We start from the raw sequence: 17,170 nt of genomic DNA, 5'->3' as shown, positions 1-17,170 counted from the left end.
ATAAAATGATCAAGCTCGGCATAGTAATGGATCCTATTTCATCCATTAAAATCAAGAAAGACACCAGTTTTGCAATGATGCTGGAAGCTGCACGCCGCGGTTATGAAATCCATTATATGGAGATGAACGACCTGTACCTGCACCAAGGCGAAGCCCGTGCGACCACAAAGATTGTGACGGTCGAAGAGAACCCAACCAAATGGTATGAGTTCCACTCAGAACAAGACATCGCCCTGAGCGACCTTGACGCCATTTTAATGCGTAAAGATCCGCCATTTGATACTGAATATATCTACGCGACTTACATTCTTGAGCGCGCAGAACAAGCGGGCTGCTTGATTGTCAACAAGCCACAAAGCCTACGTGACTGTAACGAAAAGCTGTTTACGGCATGGTTCCCTGAGTTAACACCAGATACCTTAGTCACTCGTAGCTCTGAAAAACTGCGTGAATTCCATAAAAAACACGGTGACGTGATTTTTAAACCGTTGGACGGTATGGGCGGCGCCTCTATTTTCCGTTTGAAAAAAGAAGACCCGAACGTTGGCGTTATCATCGAAACGTTAACCGAGCACAATTCCCGTTATTGCATGGCGCAAAACTTTTTGCCTGCTATCAAAGACGGTGACAAACGTGTGCTGGTGGTGGACGGCGAACCTGTGCCATATTGCCTTGCGCGTATTCCTGCACAAGGGGAAACCCGAGGAAACCTCGCAGCCGGTGGCCGTGGTGAAGCCCGTCCATTAACAGAAAGTGACTGGGCGATTGCTCGCGCTGTCGCACCGACCTTAAAAGAAAAAGGGCTGATTTTTGTGGGTCTGGATATTATCGGTGATCGCTTGACTGAAATTAACGTCACAAGCCCAACCTGCGCCCGTGAAATTGAAGCTGCATTTGATATCTCCATCACTGGTATGTTGATGGATGCGATCGAGCGCCGCCTGAAAAAATAGTCTTTATGAAAAATAGTATCTGTTAACAGATACGTCTCAAAAAGGCAGCCTTTCGAGGTTGCCTTTGGCGTTATTTTTTTAGCTCATAGTTTTTGTTTTAAGCCATAGTTTTTGTTTTAAGCCATAGTTTTTGTTTTAAGCCATAGTTTTTGTTTTAAACCATAGTTTTTTTTAATCCATAATGTTATCTCAACAAATAGGAACATAACCCCTGAGCTTGCCATTTATGAACTTACAGAATCATTTTTTAATTGCCATGCCTTCACTGACGGATCCCTATTTCGACCATTCCGTGGTGTATATCTGCGAACATAATGAAAATGGTGCGATGGGCCTCGTGATCAACAAGCCTATTGAAGATTTTTCTGTCGCGACCATGCTGAAAAAGCTCGAAATTGACGTGTCTGACAATACCAACACGCGAAATCTTGAAAAAATGGTGATTGCGGGTGGCCCTGTTTCTGAAGAGCACGGGTTTATTATCCATACCCCTGTGGCGGGTTATGCGGCAAGTTTGCGCCTCAATGACCATGTCATGGTAACAACCTCTAAAGATATTTTAGAGACGTTAGGCAGTGAACAGCATCCCATGAATTCTTTAGTCACTCTCGGTTATTCAAGCTGGGAACCTGGGCAGTTAGAAAGTGAAATCATGGAAAATAGCTGGTTGACCGTTAAAGCCGATCCTAAACTGATTTTTGATACGCCGATAAATGAACGCTGGAAAGCCGCAGGCAAACTTTTAGGCATCGACATCCATAATATCTCCATGCAAGCGGGGCACGCTTAATGTCAGCAAGAACTCTATTAGCGTTTGATTTTGGGACGAAAAGTATTGGCGTCGCTGTCGGTCAAGAGATCACCGGTACCGCGCGCGCGTTAGCCTCATTAAAAGCCAGCGATGGCAGACCCGACTGGTCACAAATTGAAAAATTGCTCAAAGAGTGGCAACCGCAGCTCGTGATTGTCGGGCTTCCTTTAAATATGGATGGCACTGAGCAGCTCGTCACTAGCCAAGCACGTAATTTTGCCAATCGCATTCACGGACGCTTTGGTGTGCAGGTTCAACTGCATGATGAAAGGCTGTCTACCGTAGAGGCGAAATCGGGGCTGTTTGAGCAAGGTGGCTATCGCGCACTGAGCAAAGGCAAAGTGGATTCTGCCTCTGCGGTGGTGATTTTAGAAAGTTGGTTTGAACAAAATTACTAAAAGGCACATCTTTACGTTTATTTTCCCCATTCAGTTGCTGCAAAGGTGCCGTTCGCCCTTAATATGTTTTACACTAGGGCTAATTCTCACTATTCACCGAAAGCAACTGAAAAACGGTATTGAATAACATGACCATTCAAAAAAACCTATCTGATGTCACTGAGCGTATTCATCTTGCTGCAACCGAGTGTCACCGCTCCCCTCAAGATATTACCCTGTTAGCTGTGAGTAAAACCAAACCTTGTGAAGCCATTATGGAAGCTATCGAGGCAGGTCAACGCCAATTTGGTGAAAACTATGTGCAAGAAGGCGTGGAGAAAATCCAGCACTTTGCGGAAAGAACCGACCTAGTTTGGCACTTTATTGGTCCACTACAGTCCAATAAAAGCCGCTTAGTGGCAGAACATTTTGATTGGTTCCATACTTTAGATCGCGCCAAAATCGCCCAACGTTTAAATGAGCAGCGCCCTCAAAATAAAGCGCCGCTGAATGTGCTGATCCAAATTAATATTAGTGATGAAAACAGCAAATCGGGGATAACCCTCGAGGAAGTAAATGAACTTGCTACTCAAGTCGCCCAATTACCCAATTTAGTGTTGCGTGGGTTAATGACCATTCCAGCCCCAGAAACCGATTATGAGCGCCAATGTGCAGCGTTTCGCCAAATGGAACAGGCATTCGAACAATTGAAAGCTAACTACCCGACTGTGGACACTTTATCCATGGGGATGACCGACGATATGCGCGCTGCTATCCACTGCGGATCAACACTTGTTCGCATTGGTACCGCCATTTTTGGTGCCCGTCAGTACCATAATTAATCTTTAGGAGAACAACATGCAACATCGCAAAATTGCCTTTATTGGCGCGGGAAATATGGCGAATGCCATTATTGCGGGTCTTGTGGCTCATGGCTATCCTGCATCGATGATCACCGTCTGTTCACCAACCCCTGTACGCCGTGACAAAATGGCGCAAGACTATGGCATCATTAGCACCAATGATAATCTCACCGCCGCCCAACTAGCGGACGTGATTGTGCTTGCCGTCAAACCGCAAATGATGAAAGACGTTTGTGAGCCTCTTCGACAACTCACAAACTTAGAAAATAAGCTGATATTAACCATCGCTGCCGGTATTCCTGCGGCTCGTTATAATGACTATTTTGCCCATTCACTGCGTTTAGTACGCATTATGCCAAACACGCCGTCACTGGTGGGTAAAGGTGTTAGTGGCTTGTTTGCACAGTCCAATGTCTCTGAAGATGATAAACAATTTACTCAGCAATTGATGGAAAGCGTCGGTTCAACAACTTGGTGTACCAAAGAGAGCGAAATCAATAATATCATTGCGTTAACCGGTAGCTCCCCCGCTTACTTTTTCCTGTTTATGGAATCCATGCAGCAAAAAGCCGAGCAGCTTGGCTATGATGAAAAACAAGCCCGCGAATTGGTTCTTAATGCTATTGAAGGCTCCGTAGCATTAGCGAAATCACAGGGAGATACCCCATTTTCAACCTTGCGTGAGCAAGTCACCTCTAAAGGCGGTACCACCGCAATGGCTTTAGAGCAATTTTACCAAGGTCATCTACCGCAAACTGTCGCCAATGCTATGCAAAGCGCGATTGACCGTGCGGAAGAAATGGAAAAACTTTTTTAATTTATTTTTTGGGATAAACCATGCAGACTATCGTTTTTGTTGTTACCACCCTGATCCAACTGTACATCTTTGTGCTTCTGCTCAGAGTATGGATGCAGTGCGTTCGTGCCGATTTCTATAACCCATTCTCGCAGTTTGTGGTTAAAGCCACTCAACCTATCGTGGGACCTTTACGCCGCTTAATTCCATCCGTTGGCTCCATTGATACTGCAACCCTGCTGGTGGCGTTTGTACTGGCAATTGCTGACATTATCTTTGTTATGTGGGCCGACAATAAGCTGCCTGACATTAGTTTCACCTTACTACCTATGGGATTAATTCTCTTACTGACTTATATCGGTAAATTGATTTTCTGGATGATCTTAATTCGTGCGATTTTAAGCTGGGTGAGCCAAGGTCGTAACCCTGTCGATTATTTACTGTTCCAATTAACTGAACCGTTAATGGCACCGATTCGTCGTATTATCCCAGCCATGGGCGGGTTAGATTTTTCTGCCATGATTGTGATGTTTATTTTGATCGCCCTGAACTACTTACGTATCGATATTTCCAATATGATCGATCCTGCTTTAACTGAGATATTGTTCCTCGTCGGCGTTATGTAAGGGAAGAGAGAAACAATGCAAAAAGTTGTATTAGCCACAGGTAACCCGGGCAAAGTTAATGAATTAGCGGATTTACTTCGCGAGTTCGGCATGGATATCGTCGCTCAAACCAGCCTTGGGGTTGAATCCGCAGAAGAGACCGGATTAACCTTTATCGAGAACGCAATATTAAAAGCTCGCCATGCTGCGGCACAAACAGGCTTACCCGCCATCGCCGATGATTCCGGTATTTCTGTGGATGCATTAGGTGGAGCACCGGGAATTTACTCTGCACGCTATGCGGGTGAAGATGCGACCGACCAGCAAAACCTCGATAAGCTTCTCGATGCCATGAAAGATGTGCCGGATGACCAGCGCCAAGCGCAATTTAACTGCGTGTTAGTGTATCTGCGCCATGCTGAAGACCCGACGCCATTAGTATTTCATGGTCGCTGGCACGGAGTTTTAACCCGTGAAGCAAAAGGGCAAGGTGGCTTTGGTTACGACCCAATTTTCTACGTACCAGAATTAGGCTGTACCTCAGCAGAACTGACTAAAGCCGAAAAACAAGCGGTATCACACCGTGGTAAAGCACTTGCGATGATGTTGGATGCCCTAAAAAATGCTTAAGCTTCCCCCATTAAGCTTGTATATCCACATTCCTTGGTGTGTACAAAAGTGCCCGTATTGTGATTTCAACTCACATACCCTTAAGGGGGAAATTCCCCAAACTGAGTATGTTGAGCATTTGCTTAGCGATCTGGATAAAGATGCCGAACTGATTGGCGACCGCCCCGTTAAAACTATCTTTATTGGTGGCGGTACACCGAGCTTATTAACCGCTGAATCCATGCAGATGTTAATGGATGGCGTTCGTGAGCGCGTGAATTTAAACCCCGATGCGGAAGTGACTATGGAAGCCAACCCCGGCACAGTGGAAGCTGACCGTTTTGCAGGCTACCAAGCCGCGGGGATCAACCGTATCTCCATCGGAGTACAAAGCTTCGGAGACGACAAACTGATCATGTTGGGGCGTATTCATGGCCCTAGTGAAGCTAAACGTGCCGCTCTGCTCGCCACCAACTTAAATCTACGCAGTTTTAATTTGGATTTAATGCACGGCTTACCGTCACAAACTCGCGACGAAGGGCTATCGGATTTACGCCAAGCGATTGAACTCGCTCCGCCGCATCTTTCTTGGTACCAGCTAACCATTGAGCCGAACACTCAGTTTGGTTCTCGCCCGCCGCGTTTACCGGATGACGATACCCTATGGGATATCTACACCGAAGGGCATAAATTACTGACAGCGGCAGGTTATCAGCAATATGAAACTTCCGCCTATGCCAAAGCGGGCTATCAGTGCGAACATAACCTTAACTATTGGCGTTTTGGGGATTATCTAGGTATCGGTTGTGGCGCACATGGCAAAATCACCTCAACCGATGGGCAAATTTTACGCACCGTCAAAACCAAACATCCGCGGGGTTATATGGAAGGTCGTTATCTTGATAATCAATATAATGTCGAGAACGAAGACCGCCCATTCGAGTATTTTATGAACCGTTTCCGGTTACTTGAAGCGATGCCTCGCCGTGAATTTACTGATTATACCGGTCTGGCAGAGTCTGTGGTTCGCCCAGCTATCGATGAAGCCTTAGCCAAAGGTTATATCTCAGAAACCGCTGATGAATGGCAAATTACTGAACATGGAAAATTATTCTTAAACTCCCTACTGGAGCTTTTTTTAGGGGAAGAATAATTTCTATTGCTCCATAAAAAAGCCAGCTTAATGCTGGCTTTTGCTTTTACTAAAGGTAATAAACAAGGGTAATAAACAAAAATAACAATCTACCAATTACAGTGCTTTGGTGACTGCATCGATTTGTTCGGTGAGGCTGACTAAACCGCCACCAGAGAGATACCACAAGTCAGATTGCAAATAGGTGATTTTGCCATCTTTATAGGCTTTGGTTTCTTGAATGTTTTGGTCTTCAAATACCGTTTTTTCCAATTTACCTGCGCCAATCGCTTCACTGCGATCTACAATCAAAATCACATCAGGGTTCGCTTGTGCGATAGTTTTTGTGTCTACCACACGGCGTTTGGATTTATCAGCATCCGCTTGAACAGGTAATTCAGCACGTTGTGCTTTTACCACATCATAAACAACCGCTTGGTTATTTGGGATTAATTTGCCGTCATTGTGCAATAAAACCAGCACTTTTTTATTGGATGCAGCCGCTTTTTTCTGGGCTTCAGCAATGGTTTTGTCCAACTGAGCAAGTTGCTCATCCACCGCTTTTTGGTCACCGTATAAATCGCCAATTAAACGAATGTTGGCTTTCACTGACTCAACATAATTTTTGCTGTCAGAGCCTAGATTCAGCGTCGGAGCAATTTTTGATAATGCGTCGTAAGATTTACCTTGGCGACCCGTGATCACGATTAAGTCGGGTTTCAATGCAGCGATCTCAGCTAAGTTTGGTTCTTTCATGCCGCCTGCATTTTTGACTGTCGCAGGGATACCCGCTTTTACATAAGCAGGTGCATTACCCATCGGCAGAGCGACAACCTTGTCCCCTAACCCCAGTTTTTGCATTGAGTCATAAATACCGAAATCAAACAGAACTACTTTTTGTGGTTTTTTCACCACTTCCGTTTCGCCGGAAAGGTGTTTAACCGTAACTTTTTCAGCACCTTGTGCAGTGATTGCGTTTGGCGTAAATGAAGCTGATTCAGCACTCAGTGCGTAAGGCGCGGAGAATGACAGGATAGAAACCAGTACCGCTGGAATAAACTTTTTCATATGAATAACACCCATTTAGTCGTTAAGCCAAACCAGCATTCTAAGGAGAGTTACTCATAAGTCAATTAAATGATAATGATTCTTAGTATTGTTTTTATTTATGTTAATGCCGTCATGGTTTAATGAGACTTTTAATGCAAAAGGCAGTAATCAGTTTCCCTATTACTGCCTTTCATTACCAATGATAGCGTTGAAAACTCACCAAACTACCTGAATTATTTACCGTTAATTGAATTCAGTAAGCTAATGCGTTGTTGCTCTAATGAAGTGACTTTAGAACAGACTTGCTGACCAAACTGCTGGAAGCTGTTTTCTTGGTTTTTCCATTCACTATCAATTTCTTGCTGTAACCCACCGAGGCTACCTAGCATACCTTGCAGCATTTTGTTGGTATCACCGCCAGCAAGTAACTGTTTGCGTCCCATTTCATTGATACTGTCTTGTAAAATGCCACCTAAGCTTTCATTGACTAATTCACGCCCTGAAGTTTCTACTTTCTTGATACCTTCATGGTGGAAAGCGTAGCCATTTGAACGAGTTTCAATAATTTGGTTAATTTGACCGTTTAAATCTTTTTCAAGCTTAGTCAAGCGGTTGCGAATATTGCTATCGCTGCCAATTACCTTAACCACTACTTTATCGAGGGATTTACGCGATGCCGCTAATTTCTCTTCGGATTCTTTTTTGATCCACGGTAAATCCTGACGGATAGCCGATTGATAACGTAGTGCTTGCTGCTGTTGCTCAGAGGTCAGTGCAACTTTTTGACCATTCAGCGTGACATCACCATTTGGGGTGATTTTTAAATCACCACTGCGACCGACGACTTGGACATTATCAGGCGTCATAAAAATGTCGTCTTTCGGGGTTACCGAGCAGTTGTAATCCGCCGCTTGGCTAGTGGCGCAGGCCAGTAATGAAAACGCAATTAAAGTACGGCGTAACATAAAATCTCCTCGTCGATTACCTCTATATTTGTTGAGAGGTAATTAGAAAACAGAACGTCCAATTCGTTTCGATAAAAGCTCTAAGGCAGCGCAGCCGACCAAAGAGTTTCCTGCTGAATCTAATTCCGGTGACCACACGGCTACCGTAAATTGGTTAGGAACCACACACACAATACCGCCACCGACACCTGATTTACCGGGCATTCCAATACGAAATGCAAATTCACCAGAACCATCGTACATACCACAAGTCATCATCAACGCATTGATTTGTCGAGATTGTAGCGGCGTGATAATTGGGTCTATCGAACAAGGCGACTCACCTTGATTCATTAAATAGGTAAAACACCTAGCCAGTTCGACACAATTCATACTTAGAGAACAATAATGAAAATAAGTTTCTAAAACCGTTAAAACATCATTATCAAAATTGCCAAAAGATTTCATTAAATACGCGATAGCTGCATTGCGGCTCGCATGCTCCATTTCTGAACGAGCGACATTAATGTCATAGCTAATGTCAGGTTCGCAAGCGAGTTTTCGGACAAACTCCAGCATCCGCTGTTTTGGTGCGCTTAAACGAGATTGCAGCATGTCGGCAATCACAATCGCGCCGGCATTGATAAAAGGGTTACGGGGAATGCCCTTTTCCATCTCTATCTGAATCAATGAGTTGAACGGCAGCCCTGAAGGCTCTTTACCAACACGGCTCCAAATTTCTTGCTCTTCGTAGCGCGTCATTGCCAAGGTTAAGCTGAGAACCTTAGAAATGGATTGAACTGAGAAACGTTTTCTCGCATCTCCAGCAGTGAAAATATCGCCCTCTGCAGTATGAACCGCTATCCCCAAATGATGTGAAGGAATACCGCCAAGCGCCGGTATGTAGTCAGCCACCTTCCCTTGACCTATCAGGGGGCGGACTTGCTCCAAAATATCATGCAGTAATTGGTCAGAAAACTGGGTGCTCAAGTGTTTTGCTCCAGAATGGATTACTCTAGAAAATAAAGGCATCCAATTGGATGCCTTTATTAATAATCAAACTAGTTATTATTCCCACCAAACATCAAACAGTTCAGAAACAACAACGTCGTTCATCCCTTTTGATTTTAGCCAGTTTTCAACGATTTGACGGTGTTCTTCGGTACATTTACCAATTTTCTGCAGGCAAACAATCCCTTCCCAGTTCATGTAGCCGCTAGCTTCAAATGCCAGACCGTTTGGTTCGATAGCTTCAGCAATCAGTTGGTCAACGACGCTGTCCACTTCTTCGATTGGCGTGCCTTCTTTAAAGTTCCACTTAACAATGAAACCTAATTCTTGGAACTCGTCCAAACGCATTTTTTTACGTAAACGGCGACTACGCTGTTGTTTAGCCATGATTAAACCCTCTTAAACATTAAATCCCATACACCGTGCCCTAACCGCTGGCCGCGCTTTTCAAATTTTGTTTCTGGTCTTGATTCTGGACGAGGAACGTAGTCCCCTGACGTGGATACGTTTTCATACCCAGCCACGCTGGTCATTACCTCAAGCATATGTTCTGCATAAGGTTCCCAGTCTGTCGCCATGTGGAAAACACCACCATCAATTAATTTACTGCGAATTTTTTCAGCAAAAGGCACCTGCACAATACGACGTTTATTGTGTTTCGCTTTATGCCAAGGATCAGGGAAGAATAACTGAACCATTGCTAAGCTGCCGTTCGGGATCATGAAGTCTAAAACTTCAATGGCATCGTGGCACATCACGCGTAGGTTGGTGATGTTCTCTTCTTTTGCTGATGCCAAACAAGCCCCAACGCCCGGTGCATGCACTTCAATACCCAGAAAGTTTTGATCTGGGTTTTGTGCTGCCATCGTCACTAATGAGGTGCCCATTCCAAATCCAATTTCCAGAGTCACTGGATTTGAATTATTAAATAGTTTTGCGAAATCAAAGGGTTCGTTAACAAAATCGATCCCCATTTCTGCCCATTCGCTTTCTAATGCCTCTTCCTGACGTTTTGTCAGACGCCCTTGACGGCGGACAAAACTACGGACACGGCGCATAACCCGCCCTTCTTCATTATATTCGGGGGAGATAACGTTATTGATCATAATAAAGTTCTAAAAAATTCGTTGTCCAGTTAGATAATGTGCCAACAAGAGTATAAAAAAACCCAAACATACCTAATTAATTAATATCTAAGTATGGTGGGAAAAGGAGTTTAGCAAAACTTCAAGGATCTTGCAGTTGATAATTGGATAACTTTACACAAGAAGCGGTTTACAGCTATCACCGTCTATGTTGCAATCCTCTCCATGACTGAAATCGCGATAAAAATATTATAAATAATGGAAGCTCAACAATTCTCAAGTGCAGTGCTCAAGTGGTATCACAAATACGGTCGTAAAACCTTGCCATGGCAGCAGGAAAAATCCTCCTACCATGTTTGGCTCTCTGAAGTCATGTTGCAGCAGACCCAAGTCAGCACAGTCATTCCCTATTTTGAAAAATTCACCCAACGCTTTGCGGATGTGACCGCACTGGCGAATGCGCCCCTTGATGAAGTTCTGCATTTATGGACAGGACTCGGTTATTACGCACGAGCGCGCAATCTGCATAAAGCCGCGCAGGTGATTGCTACCCAATATAATGGTCAATTTCCTACCACATTTGAGGAAGTGAATGCGCTTCCGGGGGTGGGACGTTCAACGGCAGGCGCTATTCTCTCCCTTTCTCAAAAGCAACATTACCCAATTTTGGACGGCAACGTAAAACGCGTGCTTGCTCGCTGCTATGCAGTCGCGGGTTGGCCGGGTAAGAAAGAGGTAGAAAATCGCCTGTGGGAAATCAGCACCAACGTCACCCCCAAAGTAGAAGTCGAATATTTTAACCAAGCCATGATGGATCTTGGTGCAATGGTGTGTACTCGCAGTAAACCAAAATGCGAACTATGCCCACTCAATGCCGGCTGTATTGCTTACGCTAATCACTCTTGGCAGGAATATCCTGGGAAAAAACCTAAGCAGAAAATTCCGGAAAAAAGTGCATGGTTTTTGATCCTTCAGCACCAAGATAATGTCTGGTTAGAACAGCGCCCTCCTTCCGGCATTTGGGGCGGTTTATTCGCCTTCCCACAGTTTGAAAGCCATGAGCAACTGGCTCAGTGGCTAGCTGATTCTGGCCTGCAATATGACACGCCAGAACAATTAATTGCTTTTCGCCACACATTTAGCCATTTCCATTTAGATATTATCCCTGTAAAAGTTAATATTCAGGCATTTAACTCTGCCATGGATGAAGGCAACGGACTCTGGTATAACTTACACCTAGGCGCAACCGTTGGGCTTGCAGCTCCGGTTGAAAGTTTACTAAAACAACTTGCCTTACTACCTGATATTCGAGGAAAAAATAAATGAGTAGAACCATTTTTTGCACTTTCTTACAACGTGACGCTGATGGGCAAGATTTCCAGCTTTACCCAGGTGAATTAGGAAAGCGTATTTTTAATGAGATTTCGAAAGAAGCATGGAGTCAATGGATGACAAAACAGACTATGCTGATCAATGAAAAGAAATTAAACACCATGAACCCAGACGATCGCAAAATGCTGGAACAAGAAATGGTGAAATTCTTATTTGAAGGTCACGATATTCAAATTGATGGCTATACCCCAGAAAAATAGTTTTTAGGTCTATACCTATCGAACCTCAAGTTGCATGGCTCGGTTTGCTAACCTCCTGCAACTTGAATGTTTTAGGGAAAATGACCGAAATAGCAGCTAGCTTGCATTATTATTGTGGATCGTATGAAAAAATTATTTGCTCTCACATTGTTGATTCCCCTGATTGTTTCTTGCTCCAGTAATCAGAAATCCGACTTTAATCCCGACTACGTCAAAGATACCAATGGCTTTGATATTTTGATGGGGCAATTTGCTCATAACATCGAAAATATTTGGGGGATCAAAGAAGTCCTAATTGCAGGGCCTAAAGACTATGTGAAATATACCGATGAGTATCGTACTCGTAGCCACATTAACTTTGATGCAGGGACAATCACGGTTGAGACCATCTCCGCTGTTGAACCGTCAGAACATCTGAAAAAAGCCATTGTCACCACTTTATTGATGGGCGATGACCCGAATTCCATCGACCTCTATTCTGATATTAACGACATTCCCTACAGTAAAGAGCCATTCCTGTTTGGTCAGGTGATGGATAATACGGGCGAACCGATTCGCTGGGAGTGGCGAGCCACTAAATTTGCAGATTATCTGATCAGCAATAAAATGCAGCGCAGACAGTCCGGTATGAATATTGTTTGGTCGGTGACCATGCAATTGGTACCAAACCACTTAGATAAACGCGCCCATAAATATATGCCATTTATTAAGAAATCATCCGCGAAATACGGCGTAGATGAATCACTGATACTGGCAATTATGCAGATTGAATCGAGCTTCAACCCATACGCAGTTAGCCGTTCTGATGCGCTAGGTTTGATGCAAATTATGCCAAACACAGCCGGTAAAGATGTGTTCCGCTCCCAAGGTAAATCAGGAGTACCAAGCCGCAGTTACCTGTTTGACCCAGAGCAAAACATTGATACAGGTACGGCATACTTAGCTATCTTACAAAATAGTTATTTGGGGGATATCAGTAATCCAACTTCACGTCGCTATGCGGTTATTACAGCTTATAACGGCGGTGCTGGCAGCGTGCTACGCGTCTTCCACAATGATAAAAAACAAGCGGCTCAGCGTATTAATAACCTAGAGCCGGGAGAAGTTTACGAAACGCTTTCCACCAAACACCCTGCGGCGGAATCTCGTAATTATCTTATTAAAGTGAATAAGGCGCAGAAAAAATATCTACGCTAATAAATCCTTAAAATAGCGATAAAAATGCCAGTAAACCATCACAGTTACTGGCATTTTTTTTCACTTTTTGTGAGTTTTTGCATTGATTTGCTTAAAAATTAATTGAAACGCTGAAAAAAAACGCATTCAATCAAAAGTTTTTAGAAACCGCCTTGACTCACCCTCTTAAATCAGGTTTAATACGCTCCGTTGCCCGGATAGCTCAGTCGGTAGAGCAGGGGATTGAAAATCCCCGTGTCCTTGGTTCGATTCCGAGTCCGGGCACCACTATTTAAAGAACCCGCCCTAGTGGCGGGTTTTTGCTTTCTAGCCTTTCCAAACTTATTCAACCAGAATCTACTCAGCAACCACCTTAACTTAATCTAAATTTCATAAATTCAGATCTTATTTGATTTAGCTCCACATTTGCGTTGATTTTATAGCGTATAAATAACTATATGATAAAAGTTGTTTTGTAACCCATTGGTAAACAACAAAAAAACAACCTAGAGTTAATCTTCTCTCAACGTTTTTAACCAACTTTTAATCATTAATCATGGCTATTTATAGTCTAATAAATATACAAGACATCATAACAACAAGATTGGCGTATAGTTTCTTATTGCCTTAATCACTTTTAAGCAATGAGCTGAAGGAGCGCTTATGTGTAAAGAATCAGTGAAAAGCCCGATGTATTTATCCATTGCAAACTGGGTAATGAAACAGGGTCGCTGGATCACCGCCAGAGAAATCTCGAATAATTTTGAAATTCCGCATACTAATGCGGTGAATATTGTCTCTTATATTCTTTCGGATGTGGCAGAAATACAGTGTGAAGTCAAAATGATCCCCAATAAGTTATCGGGACGAGGCTGCCAATGCCAACGATTGATTAAAGTGACTAAAATTGACAGTCAACTTTACTCTCGCCTAAAAAATTATACTTCCGAGAAGATGACGATTGAGTCGCCGGTGAAAACGAATCTCGTCCCACCAACAGAACTTAATCGTGAGCAAAAATGGCAATGGATGCTATCTAAAGCCCAGCGTCGTTAATATTATTTTCATCGACGCCATAACAAAAAAACGCAGGCTTTAAGCCTGCGTTGAGGTTACTGAAAAAATATTATTGACGATTCTACACATCCGCATCATTGACCTTTCGGTTTGACATCCGTGGTTCCTTGCAACCGAGGGCGATTAGGCTCTATCTCAGTTAACGGTATAGCTTCCTCTAAACTTTGAAGATAACGTCCCGCTAAATCTTGATACTCTTTGGTATTTAGCTGTTTCCAATGAAGTTCTTCATCACTCACATGGCGAAGAAAACGTGCAGGTGCGCCGATCAACATCTGTCTTGGCTCACCTTGGAAACCCGCTTTAACAAAACTCATCGCACCAATAATGCTTTCGTCACCGATGACGGCACCATCCATCACTACACTATTCATGCCGACCAGAGCGTCACGCCCAATAATGCAGCCATGTAAAATTGAGCCATGACCAATATGCCCAGATTCACGCACAATAGTCTCAACATCGCTGTAACCATGCATGATGCAACCGTCTTGAATATTCGCCCCTTTTTCGATGATTAGGCGCCCGTAATCCCCCCGTAATGAAGCATTTGGCCCCACAAACACATCGGCACCAATAATGACATCACCAATCACCACGGCGGAAGGATGAACGTAAGCCGTTGGATGCACCACGGGCGTCACGCCTTCAAAGCTGTAAAAACTCATAATCACCTCGCAGTCATCCAATCACTCGTAGGATTAGCGTCCTTTCCAGTTTGGCTTACGCTTCTCTGAGAATGCTAAAGGGCCTTCCGTTGCATCTTCAGAGTGCAATACAGCAGGGTAGTTTTCTAACACACCACTGCGCATCAATTTATAGCCCTCTTCCACCGTTAATTCTCCGGTTGCGCGGAAAATTTCTTTCAGTGCAGCAACGGCAAGCGGTGCGCTTTGTGTTATTTTTTCAGCCAGCTCTCGCGCTTTATCCATTAAATTCTCGATAGGCACCACTCCATTCGCAATACCCCAACGCAGCGCCTCTTGAGCATCCATTCGGCGCCCTGTCATCACCATTTCATTGACGATAGGCGCAGGAAGAATTTTTGGTAAGCGCAAAACACCGCCGCTATCGGGCACAATACCTAATTGCGCTTCAGGTAGCGCGAAACTGGCATTTTCAGAACAGATAATCATATCTGCCGCCAGCGCTAGCTCAAAACCACCGCCAAACGCATAACCGTTTACTGCCGCGATCACGGGTTTATTTAAGTTGAAAATCTCAGTTAATCCCGCAAAACCGCCCGGGCCAAAATCAGCATCAGGCGCTTCCCCTTCCGCCGCAGATTTTAAATCCCATCCCGCAGAGAAGAAACGTTCTCCAGCACCCGTAATAATGGCCACTCTCAGCGTTGGGTCATCACGGAAATTAAGGAAAACTTCCCCCATTTTAAAACTGGTTTTTGCATCAATGGCGTTGGCTTTAGGTCTATCGAGTACAATTTCTAGCACGGCACCATGACGGGTAATTTTTAATGATTCGCTCATAGTTTAAACCTTTAGGTTGTTATTCGATTATTTCAGATGTTTTTTCAGCACCTTACCAGAGCAATTACGCGGTAATCCCTGACGGACTTCCACCAATGAGGGCACTTTGAACTTCGCCATTTTTGTTTCGCAAAAAGCAAAAAACTCTTCTTGAGTTAGCGTAGCCCCCTCCTCCAGCACGATAAACGCTTTGATAGCTTCATCACGAATGGCATCCATCACACCGATAACCGCGACATCCGCAATAACAGGATGGGATGCAATGATGTTCTCAATTTCGCTGCAAGAGACGTTTTCACCGCCGCGTTTGACCATGTTGCTACTACGGTCAACAAAGTAGAAAAATCCATCGTCATCTTGATAAGCAAAATCGCCAGTGTGCATCCACCCTTCACTATCAAAGGTTTTTTCTGTAGCTTCAGGATTGTTGTAATAGGCTTTAAATAAGGTTTTACCCCGCTCGCCTTTTACACATAGCTCGCCAATGTCCCCTGTTTTTAATGGTTGATTATGTTTATCTCGAATTTGAGCTTGATAACCAAATCCAGGGCGTCCTATGGACGGCCAGCGTCGTTCATCCCCAGGTCTATCACCAATCAGCCCAACAATAGTTTCAGTCATGCCATACGAAGTGAGAAACTGCGTCACGGCAAAGCGTTCCATAAACTGCTGCTTTTCTTTATCGCTTAAATTGAGATAGAACATCACTTCCCGTAAACAGTGCGCTTGCTCATTGTCGGCAACCGGTTGACTCAGTAAGGTGCGGATCATCATTGGGATCAGCTCCGCCACTGTCGCGCGATGCTTCACAATCTGTTGCCAGAAACGCCGAGCACTGTATTTCTCAAGGAGAACAAAGGTTGCCCCAGCGGAGAATGCCGCCATAGCCGCTGTGCATTGGCAATCGATATGAAAAGCGGGCATCACCGTCAAATAGACATCATCAGAACGTAATGCACATTGCCAAGAGGAGTAATAACCTGCAAAGCGCAGATTATAGTGGGTGATAATGACCCCTTTTGGTTTAGAGGTCGTCCCAGAGGTGAACAGAATTTCGGCGGTATCATCCACGCTGAGTTCAACCTGCTCCGCCAGCACAATCGATTGTTGAGCTAGTTCAACGGTAAAGTCAGTCATACCTTGCTGCGTTGGTAATTGGGTGTCTGAAATTAAGAAGATATGTTCAAGCGCTGTTGCTTTGTCATCGACAAGGGTTTGGTAAATATCGGCAAAATGGGGACGAGTAACAACCAACCGAGGTTCGCAGTTTTGGATGATCCACGCGCTCTCTTCATACTTGAATCGCGCATTGACCGGCACCATGATCGCCCCAATTTTGGCAAGACCAAACCAGCAAAAGAAAAACTCTGGGCAATTATCTAAATGTAACGCAACTTTATCCCCTTTTTGAATGCCATAGCTTAAAAAGAGGTTGGCAGTTCGGTTAATCTGCTGATTCATTTCTAAATAGCTGAATTCACGCACATCGCCATCACAGGATTCAAAGATAAGCGCCTTTTTATTACCGTGAGTTTTTGCAAAATCATCCCACATTTGACGCAAATTTTGTTTACCGATTACATCCATTAATTGTTATCCCAT

General features: G+C 44.1%; 20 protein-coding genes and 1 tRNA gene. 13 read left to right on the top strand and 8 right to left on the bottom strand.

Annotation, left to right across the window (positions count from 1 at the left end):
- Nucleotides 1-5: 5 nt before the first annotated feature.
- The 8 genes from gshB to hemW all read left to right on the top strand — a co-directional run bounded on the left by gshB (nucleotide 6) and on the right by hemW (nucleotide 6,167).
- A complete protein-coding gene (gene gshB, locus QS795_RS03950) occupies nucleotides 6-953 on the top strand; it encodes a glutathione synthase (RefSeq protein WP_286270912.1) in 948 nt (315 codons plus the stop codon).
- Between the two features lie 226 nt (nucleotides 954-1,179).
- Entirely contained in the window at nucleotides 1,180-1,743 is a 564-nt protein-coding gene (locus QS795_RS03945; protein ID WP_154639431.1) for a YqgE/AlgH family protein, read from the top strand.
- On the top strand, nucleotides 1,743-2,162 hold the full coding sequence (ruvX, locus tag QS795_RS03940) for a Holliday junction resolvase RuvX (RefSeq protein WP_036954161.1): 420 nt from the start codon (nucleotides 1,743-1,745) through the stop codon (nucleotides 2,160-2,162). The genes QS795_RS03945 and ruvX overlap by 1 nt, the downstream gene beginning before the upstream one ends.
- A 128-nt stretch (nucleotides 2,163-2,290) precedes the next feature.
- Complete coding sequence (locus QS795_RS03935) at nucleotides 2,291-2,983, top strand: YggS family pyridoxal phosphate-dependent enzyme (protein WP_286270917.1); 693 nt, start codon at nucleotides 2,291-2,293, stop codon at nucleotides 2,981-2,983.
- A gap of 16 nt (nucleotides 2,984-2,999) precedes the next feature.
- Entirely contained in the window at nucleotides 3,000-3,821 is an 822-nt protein-coding gene (gene proC / locus QS795_RS03930; RefSeq protein ID WP_286270919.1) for a pyrroline-5-carboxylate reductase, read from the top strand.
- Between the two features lie 20 nt (nucleotides 3,822-3,841).
- Nucleotides 3,842-4,426 (top strand): YggT family protein, encoded by a 585-nt coding sequence (locus QS795_RS03925; RefSeq protein WP_286270920.1) that lies wholly within the window; start codon nucleotides 3,842-3,844, stop codon nucleotides 4,424-4,426.
- Between the two features lie 15 nt (nucleotides 4,427-4,441).
- Entirely contained in the window at nucleotides 4,442-5,035 is a 594-nt protein-coding gene (gene rdgB / locus QS795_RS03920; protein ID WP_154628228.1) for an RdgB/HAM1 family non-canonical purine NTP pyrophosphatase, read from the top strand.
- Complete coding sequence (gene hemW / locus QS795_RS03915) at nucleotides 5,028-6,167, top strand: radical SAM family heme chaperone HemW (protein WP_286270923.1); 1,140 nt, start codon at nucleotides 5,028-5,030, stop codon at nucleotides 6,165-6,167. Before rdgB ends, hemW begins: the two co-directional genes overlap by 8 nt.
- Before the next feature lie 96 nt (nucleotides 6,168-6,263).
- Here the strand turns inward: hemW and QS795_RS03910 are convergent, their stop codons facing one another.
- From QS795_RS03910 to trmB, 5 genes are all read right to left on the bottom strand, one after another.
- Nucleotides 6,264-7,214: a siderophore ABC transporter substrate-binding protein gene (locus QS795_RS03910; RefSeq protein ID WP_286270925.1), complete on the bottom strand. Its 951-nt coding sequence runs from the start codon at nucleotides 7,212-7,214 to the stop codon at nucleotides 6,264-6,266.
- Between the two features lie 215 nt (nucleotides 7,215-7,429).
- The gene (locus QS795_RS03905; RefSeq protein ID WP_108479448.1) at nucleotides 7,430-8,161 is read right to left on the bottom strand and encodes a YggN family protein; all 732 of its coding nucleotides are present in this window, start codon (nucleotides 8,159-8,161) and stop codon (nucleotides 7,430-7,432) included.
- A gap of 42 nt (nucleotides 8,162-8,203) precedes the next feature.
- Entirely contained in the window at nucleotides 8,204-9,172 is a 969-nt protein-coding gene (glsB, locus tag QS795_RS03900; protein WP_410431244.1) for a glutaminase B, read from the bottom strand.
- A gap of 36 nt (nucleotides 9,173-9,208) precedes the next feature.
- Complete coding sequence (locus QS795_RS03895; RefSeq protein WP_036954142.1) at nucleotides 9,209-9,538, bottom strand: YggL family protein; 330 nt, start codon at nucleotides 9,536-9,538, stop codon at nucleotides 9,209-9,211.
- 2 nt (nucleotides 9,539-9,540) lie between these two features.
- The gene (gene trmB, locus QS795_RS03890) at nucleotides 9,541-10,257 is read right to left on the bottom strand and encodes a tRNA (guanosine(46)-N7)-methyltransferase TrmB (RefSeq protein ID WP_154604527.1); all 717 of its coding nucleotides are present in this window, start codon (nucleotides 10,255-10,257) and stop codon (nucleotides 9,541-9,543) included.
- Between the two features lie 237 nt (nucleotides 10,258-10,494).
- On the opposite strand from trmB, the gene mutY reads away from it, so the two are divergent.
- The 5 genes from mutY (at nucleotide 10,495) to caiF (ending at nucleotide 14,060) form a co-directional block, all read left to right on the top strand.
- Nucleotides 10,495-11,562 (top strand): A/G-specific adenine glycosylase, encoded by a 1,068-nt coding sequence (gene mutY, locus QS795_RS03885; RefSeq protein ID WP_318626902.1) that lies wholly within the window; start codon nucleotides 10,495-10,497, stop codon nucleotides 11,560-11,562.
- The gene (locus tag QS795_RS03880) at nucleotides 11,559-11,828 is read left to right on the top strand and encodes an oxidative damage protection protein (protein ID WP_006657365.1); all 270 of its coding nucleotides are present in this window, start codon (nucleotides 11,559-11,561) and stop codon (nucleotides 11,826-11,828) included. The genes mutY and QS795_RS03880 overlap by 4 nt, the downstream gene beginning before the upstream one ends.
- Nucleotides 11,829-11,951: 123 nt before the next feature.
- A complete protein-coding gene (gene mltC, locus QS795_RS03875; protein WP_154604525.1) occupies nucleotides 11,952-13,025 on the top strand; it encodes a membrane-bound lytic murein transglycosylase MltC in 1,074 nt (357 codons plus the stop codon).
- 191 nt (nucleotides 13,026-13,216) lie between these two features.
- Nucleotides 13,217-13,292 (top strand) — tRNA-Phe (locus QS795_RS03870).
- 375 nt (nucleotides 13,293-13,667) lie between these two features.
- Entirely contained in the window at nucleotides 13,668-14,060 is a 393-nt protein-coding gene (gene caiF / locus QS795_RS03865; RefSeq protein ID WP_036954132.1) for a carnitine metabolism transcriptional regulator CaiF, read from the top strand.
- A gap of 95 nt (nucleotides 14,061-14,155) precedes the next feature.
- Here the strand turns inward: caiF and caiE are convergent, their stop codons facing one another.
- From caiE to caiC, 3 genes are read right to left on the bottom strand one after another with little or no spacing between them, the layout of a single operon-like run.
- A complete protein-coding gene (gene caiE / locus QS795_RS03860) occupies nucleotides 14,156-14,749 on the bottom strand; it encodes a carnitine operon protein CaiE (RefSeq protein WP_154604524.1) in 594 nt (197 codons plus the stop codon).
- A 33-nt stretch (nucleotides 14,750-14,782) separates the two neighbouring features.
- A complete protein-coding gene (caiD, locus tag QS795_RS03855) occupies nucleotides 14,783-15,568 on the bottom strand; it encodes a crotonobetainyl-CoA hydratase (RefSeq protein ID WP_286270935.1) in 786 nt (261 codons plus the stop codon).
- A gap of 27 nt (nucleotides 15,569-15,595) precedes the next feature.
- A complete protein-coding gene (gene caiC, locus QS795_RS03850) occupies nucleotides 15,596-17,155 on the bottom strand; it encodes a crotonobetaine/carnitine-CoA ligase (protein WP_286270936.1) in 1,560 nt (519 codons plus the stop codon).
- Nucleotides 17,156-17,170 lie beyond the last annotated feature (15 nt).

This window comes from Providencia zhijiangensis (assembly GCF_030315915.2).
GTDB classification, from domain to species: domain Bacteria; phylum Pseudomonadota; class Gammaproteobacteria; order Enterobacterales; family Enterobacteriaceae; genus Providencia; species Providencia zhijiangensis.
This window is presented reverse-complemented; position numbering and strand designations above follow the sequence as displayed.

Bases quoted from the DNA above. Each gene is read 5' to 3' on its own strand.
- gshB (WP_286270912.1), top strand. From the start codon at position 6: ATGATCAAGCTCGGCATAGTAATGGATCCTATTTCATCCATTAAAATC.
- QS795_RS03945 (WP_154639431.1), top strand. From the start codon at position 1,180: ATGAACTTACAGAATCATTTTTTAATTGCCATGCCTTCACTGACGGAT.
- ruvX (WP_036954161.1), top strand. From the start codon at position 1,743: ATGTCAGCAAGAACTCTATTAGCGTTTGATTTTGGGACGAAAAGTATT.
- QS795_RS03935 (WP_286270917.1), top strand. From the start codon at position 2,291: ATGACCATTCAAAAAAACCTATCTGATGTCACTGAGCGTATTCATCTT.
- proC (WP_286270919.1), top strand. From the start codon at position 3,000: ATGCAACATCGCAAAATTGCCTTTATTGGCGCGGGAAATATGGCGAAT.
- QS795_RS03925 (WP_286270920.1), top strand. From the start codon at position 3,842: ATGCAGACTATCGTTTTTGTTGTTACCACCCTGATCCAACTGTACATC.
- rdgB (WP_154628228.1), top strand. From the start codon at position 4,442: ATGCAAAAAGTTGTATTAGCCACAGGTAACCCGGGCAAAGTTAATGAA.
- hemW (WP_286270923.1), top strand. From the start codon at position 5,028: ATGCTTAAGCTTCCCCCATTAAGCTTGTATATCCACATTCCTTGGTGT.
- QS795_RS03910 (WP_286270925.1), bottom strand. From the start codon at position 7,214: ATGAAAAAGTTTATTCCAGCGGTACTGGTTTCTATCCTGTCATTCTCC.
- QS795_RS03905 (WP_108479448.1), bottom strand. From the start codon at position 8,161: ATGTTACGCCGTACTTTAATTGCGTTTTCATTACTGGCCTGCGCCACT.
- glsB (WP_410431244.1), bottom strand. From the start codon at position 9,172: ATGCCTTTATTTTCTAGAGTAATCCATTCTGGAGCAAAACACTTGAGC.
- QS795_RS03895 (WP_036954142.1), bottom strand. From the start codon at position 9,538: ATGGCTAAACAACAGCGTAGTCGCCGTTTACGTAAAAAAATGCGTTTG.
- trmB (WP_154604527.1), bottom strand. From the start codon at position 10,257: ATGATCAATAACGTTATCTCCCCCGAATATAATGAAGAAGGGCGGGTT.
- mutY (WP_318626902.1), top strand. From the start codon at position 10,495: ATGGAAGCTCAACAATTCTCAAGTGCAGTGCTCAAGTGGTATCACAAA.
- QS795_RS03880 (WP_006657365.1), top strand. From the start codon at position 11,559: ATGAGTAGAACCATTTTTTGCACTTTCTTACAACGTGACGCTGATGGG.
- mltC (WP_154604525.1), top strand. From the start codon at position 11,952: ATGAAAAAATTATTTGCTCTCACATTGTTGATTCCCCTGATTGTTTCT.
- caiF (WP_036954132.1), top strand. From the start codon at position 13,668: ATGTGTAAAGAATCAGTGAAAAGCCCGATGTATTTATCCATTGCAAAC.
- caiE (WP_154604524.1), bottom strand. From the start codon at position 14,749: ATGAGTTTTTACAGCTTTGAAGGCGTGACGCCCGTGGTGCATCCAACG.
- caiD (WP_286270935.1), bottom strand. From the start codon at position 15,568: ATGAGCGAATCATTAAAAATTACCCGTCATGGTGCCGTGCTAGAAATT.
- caiC (WP_286270936.1), bottom strand. From the start codon at position 17,155: ATGGATGTAATCGGTAAACAAAATTTGCGTCAAATGTGGGATGATTTT.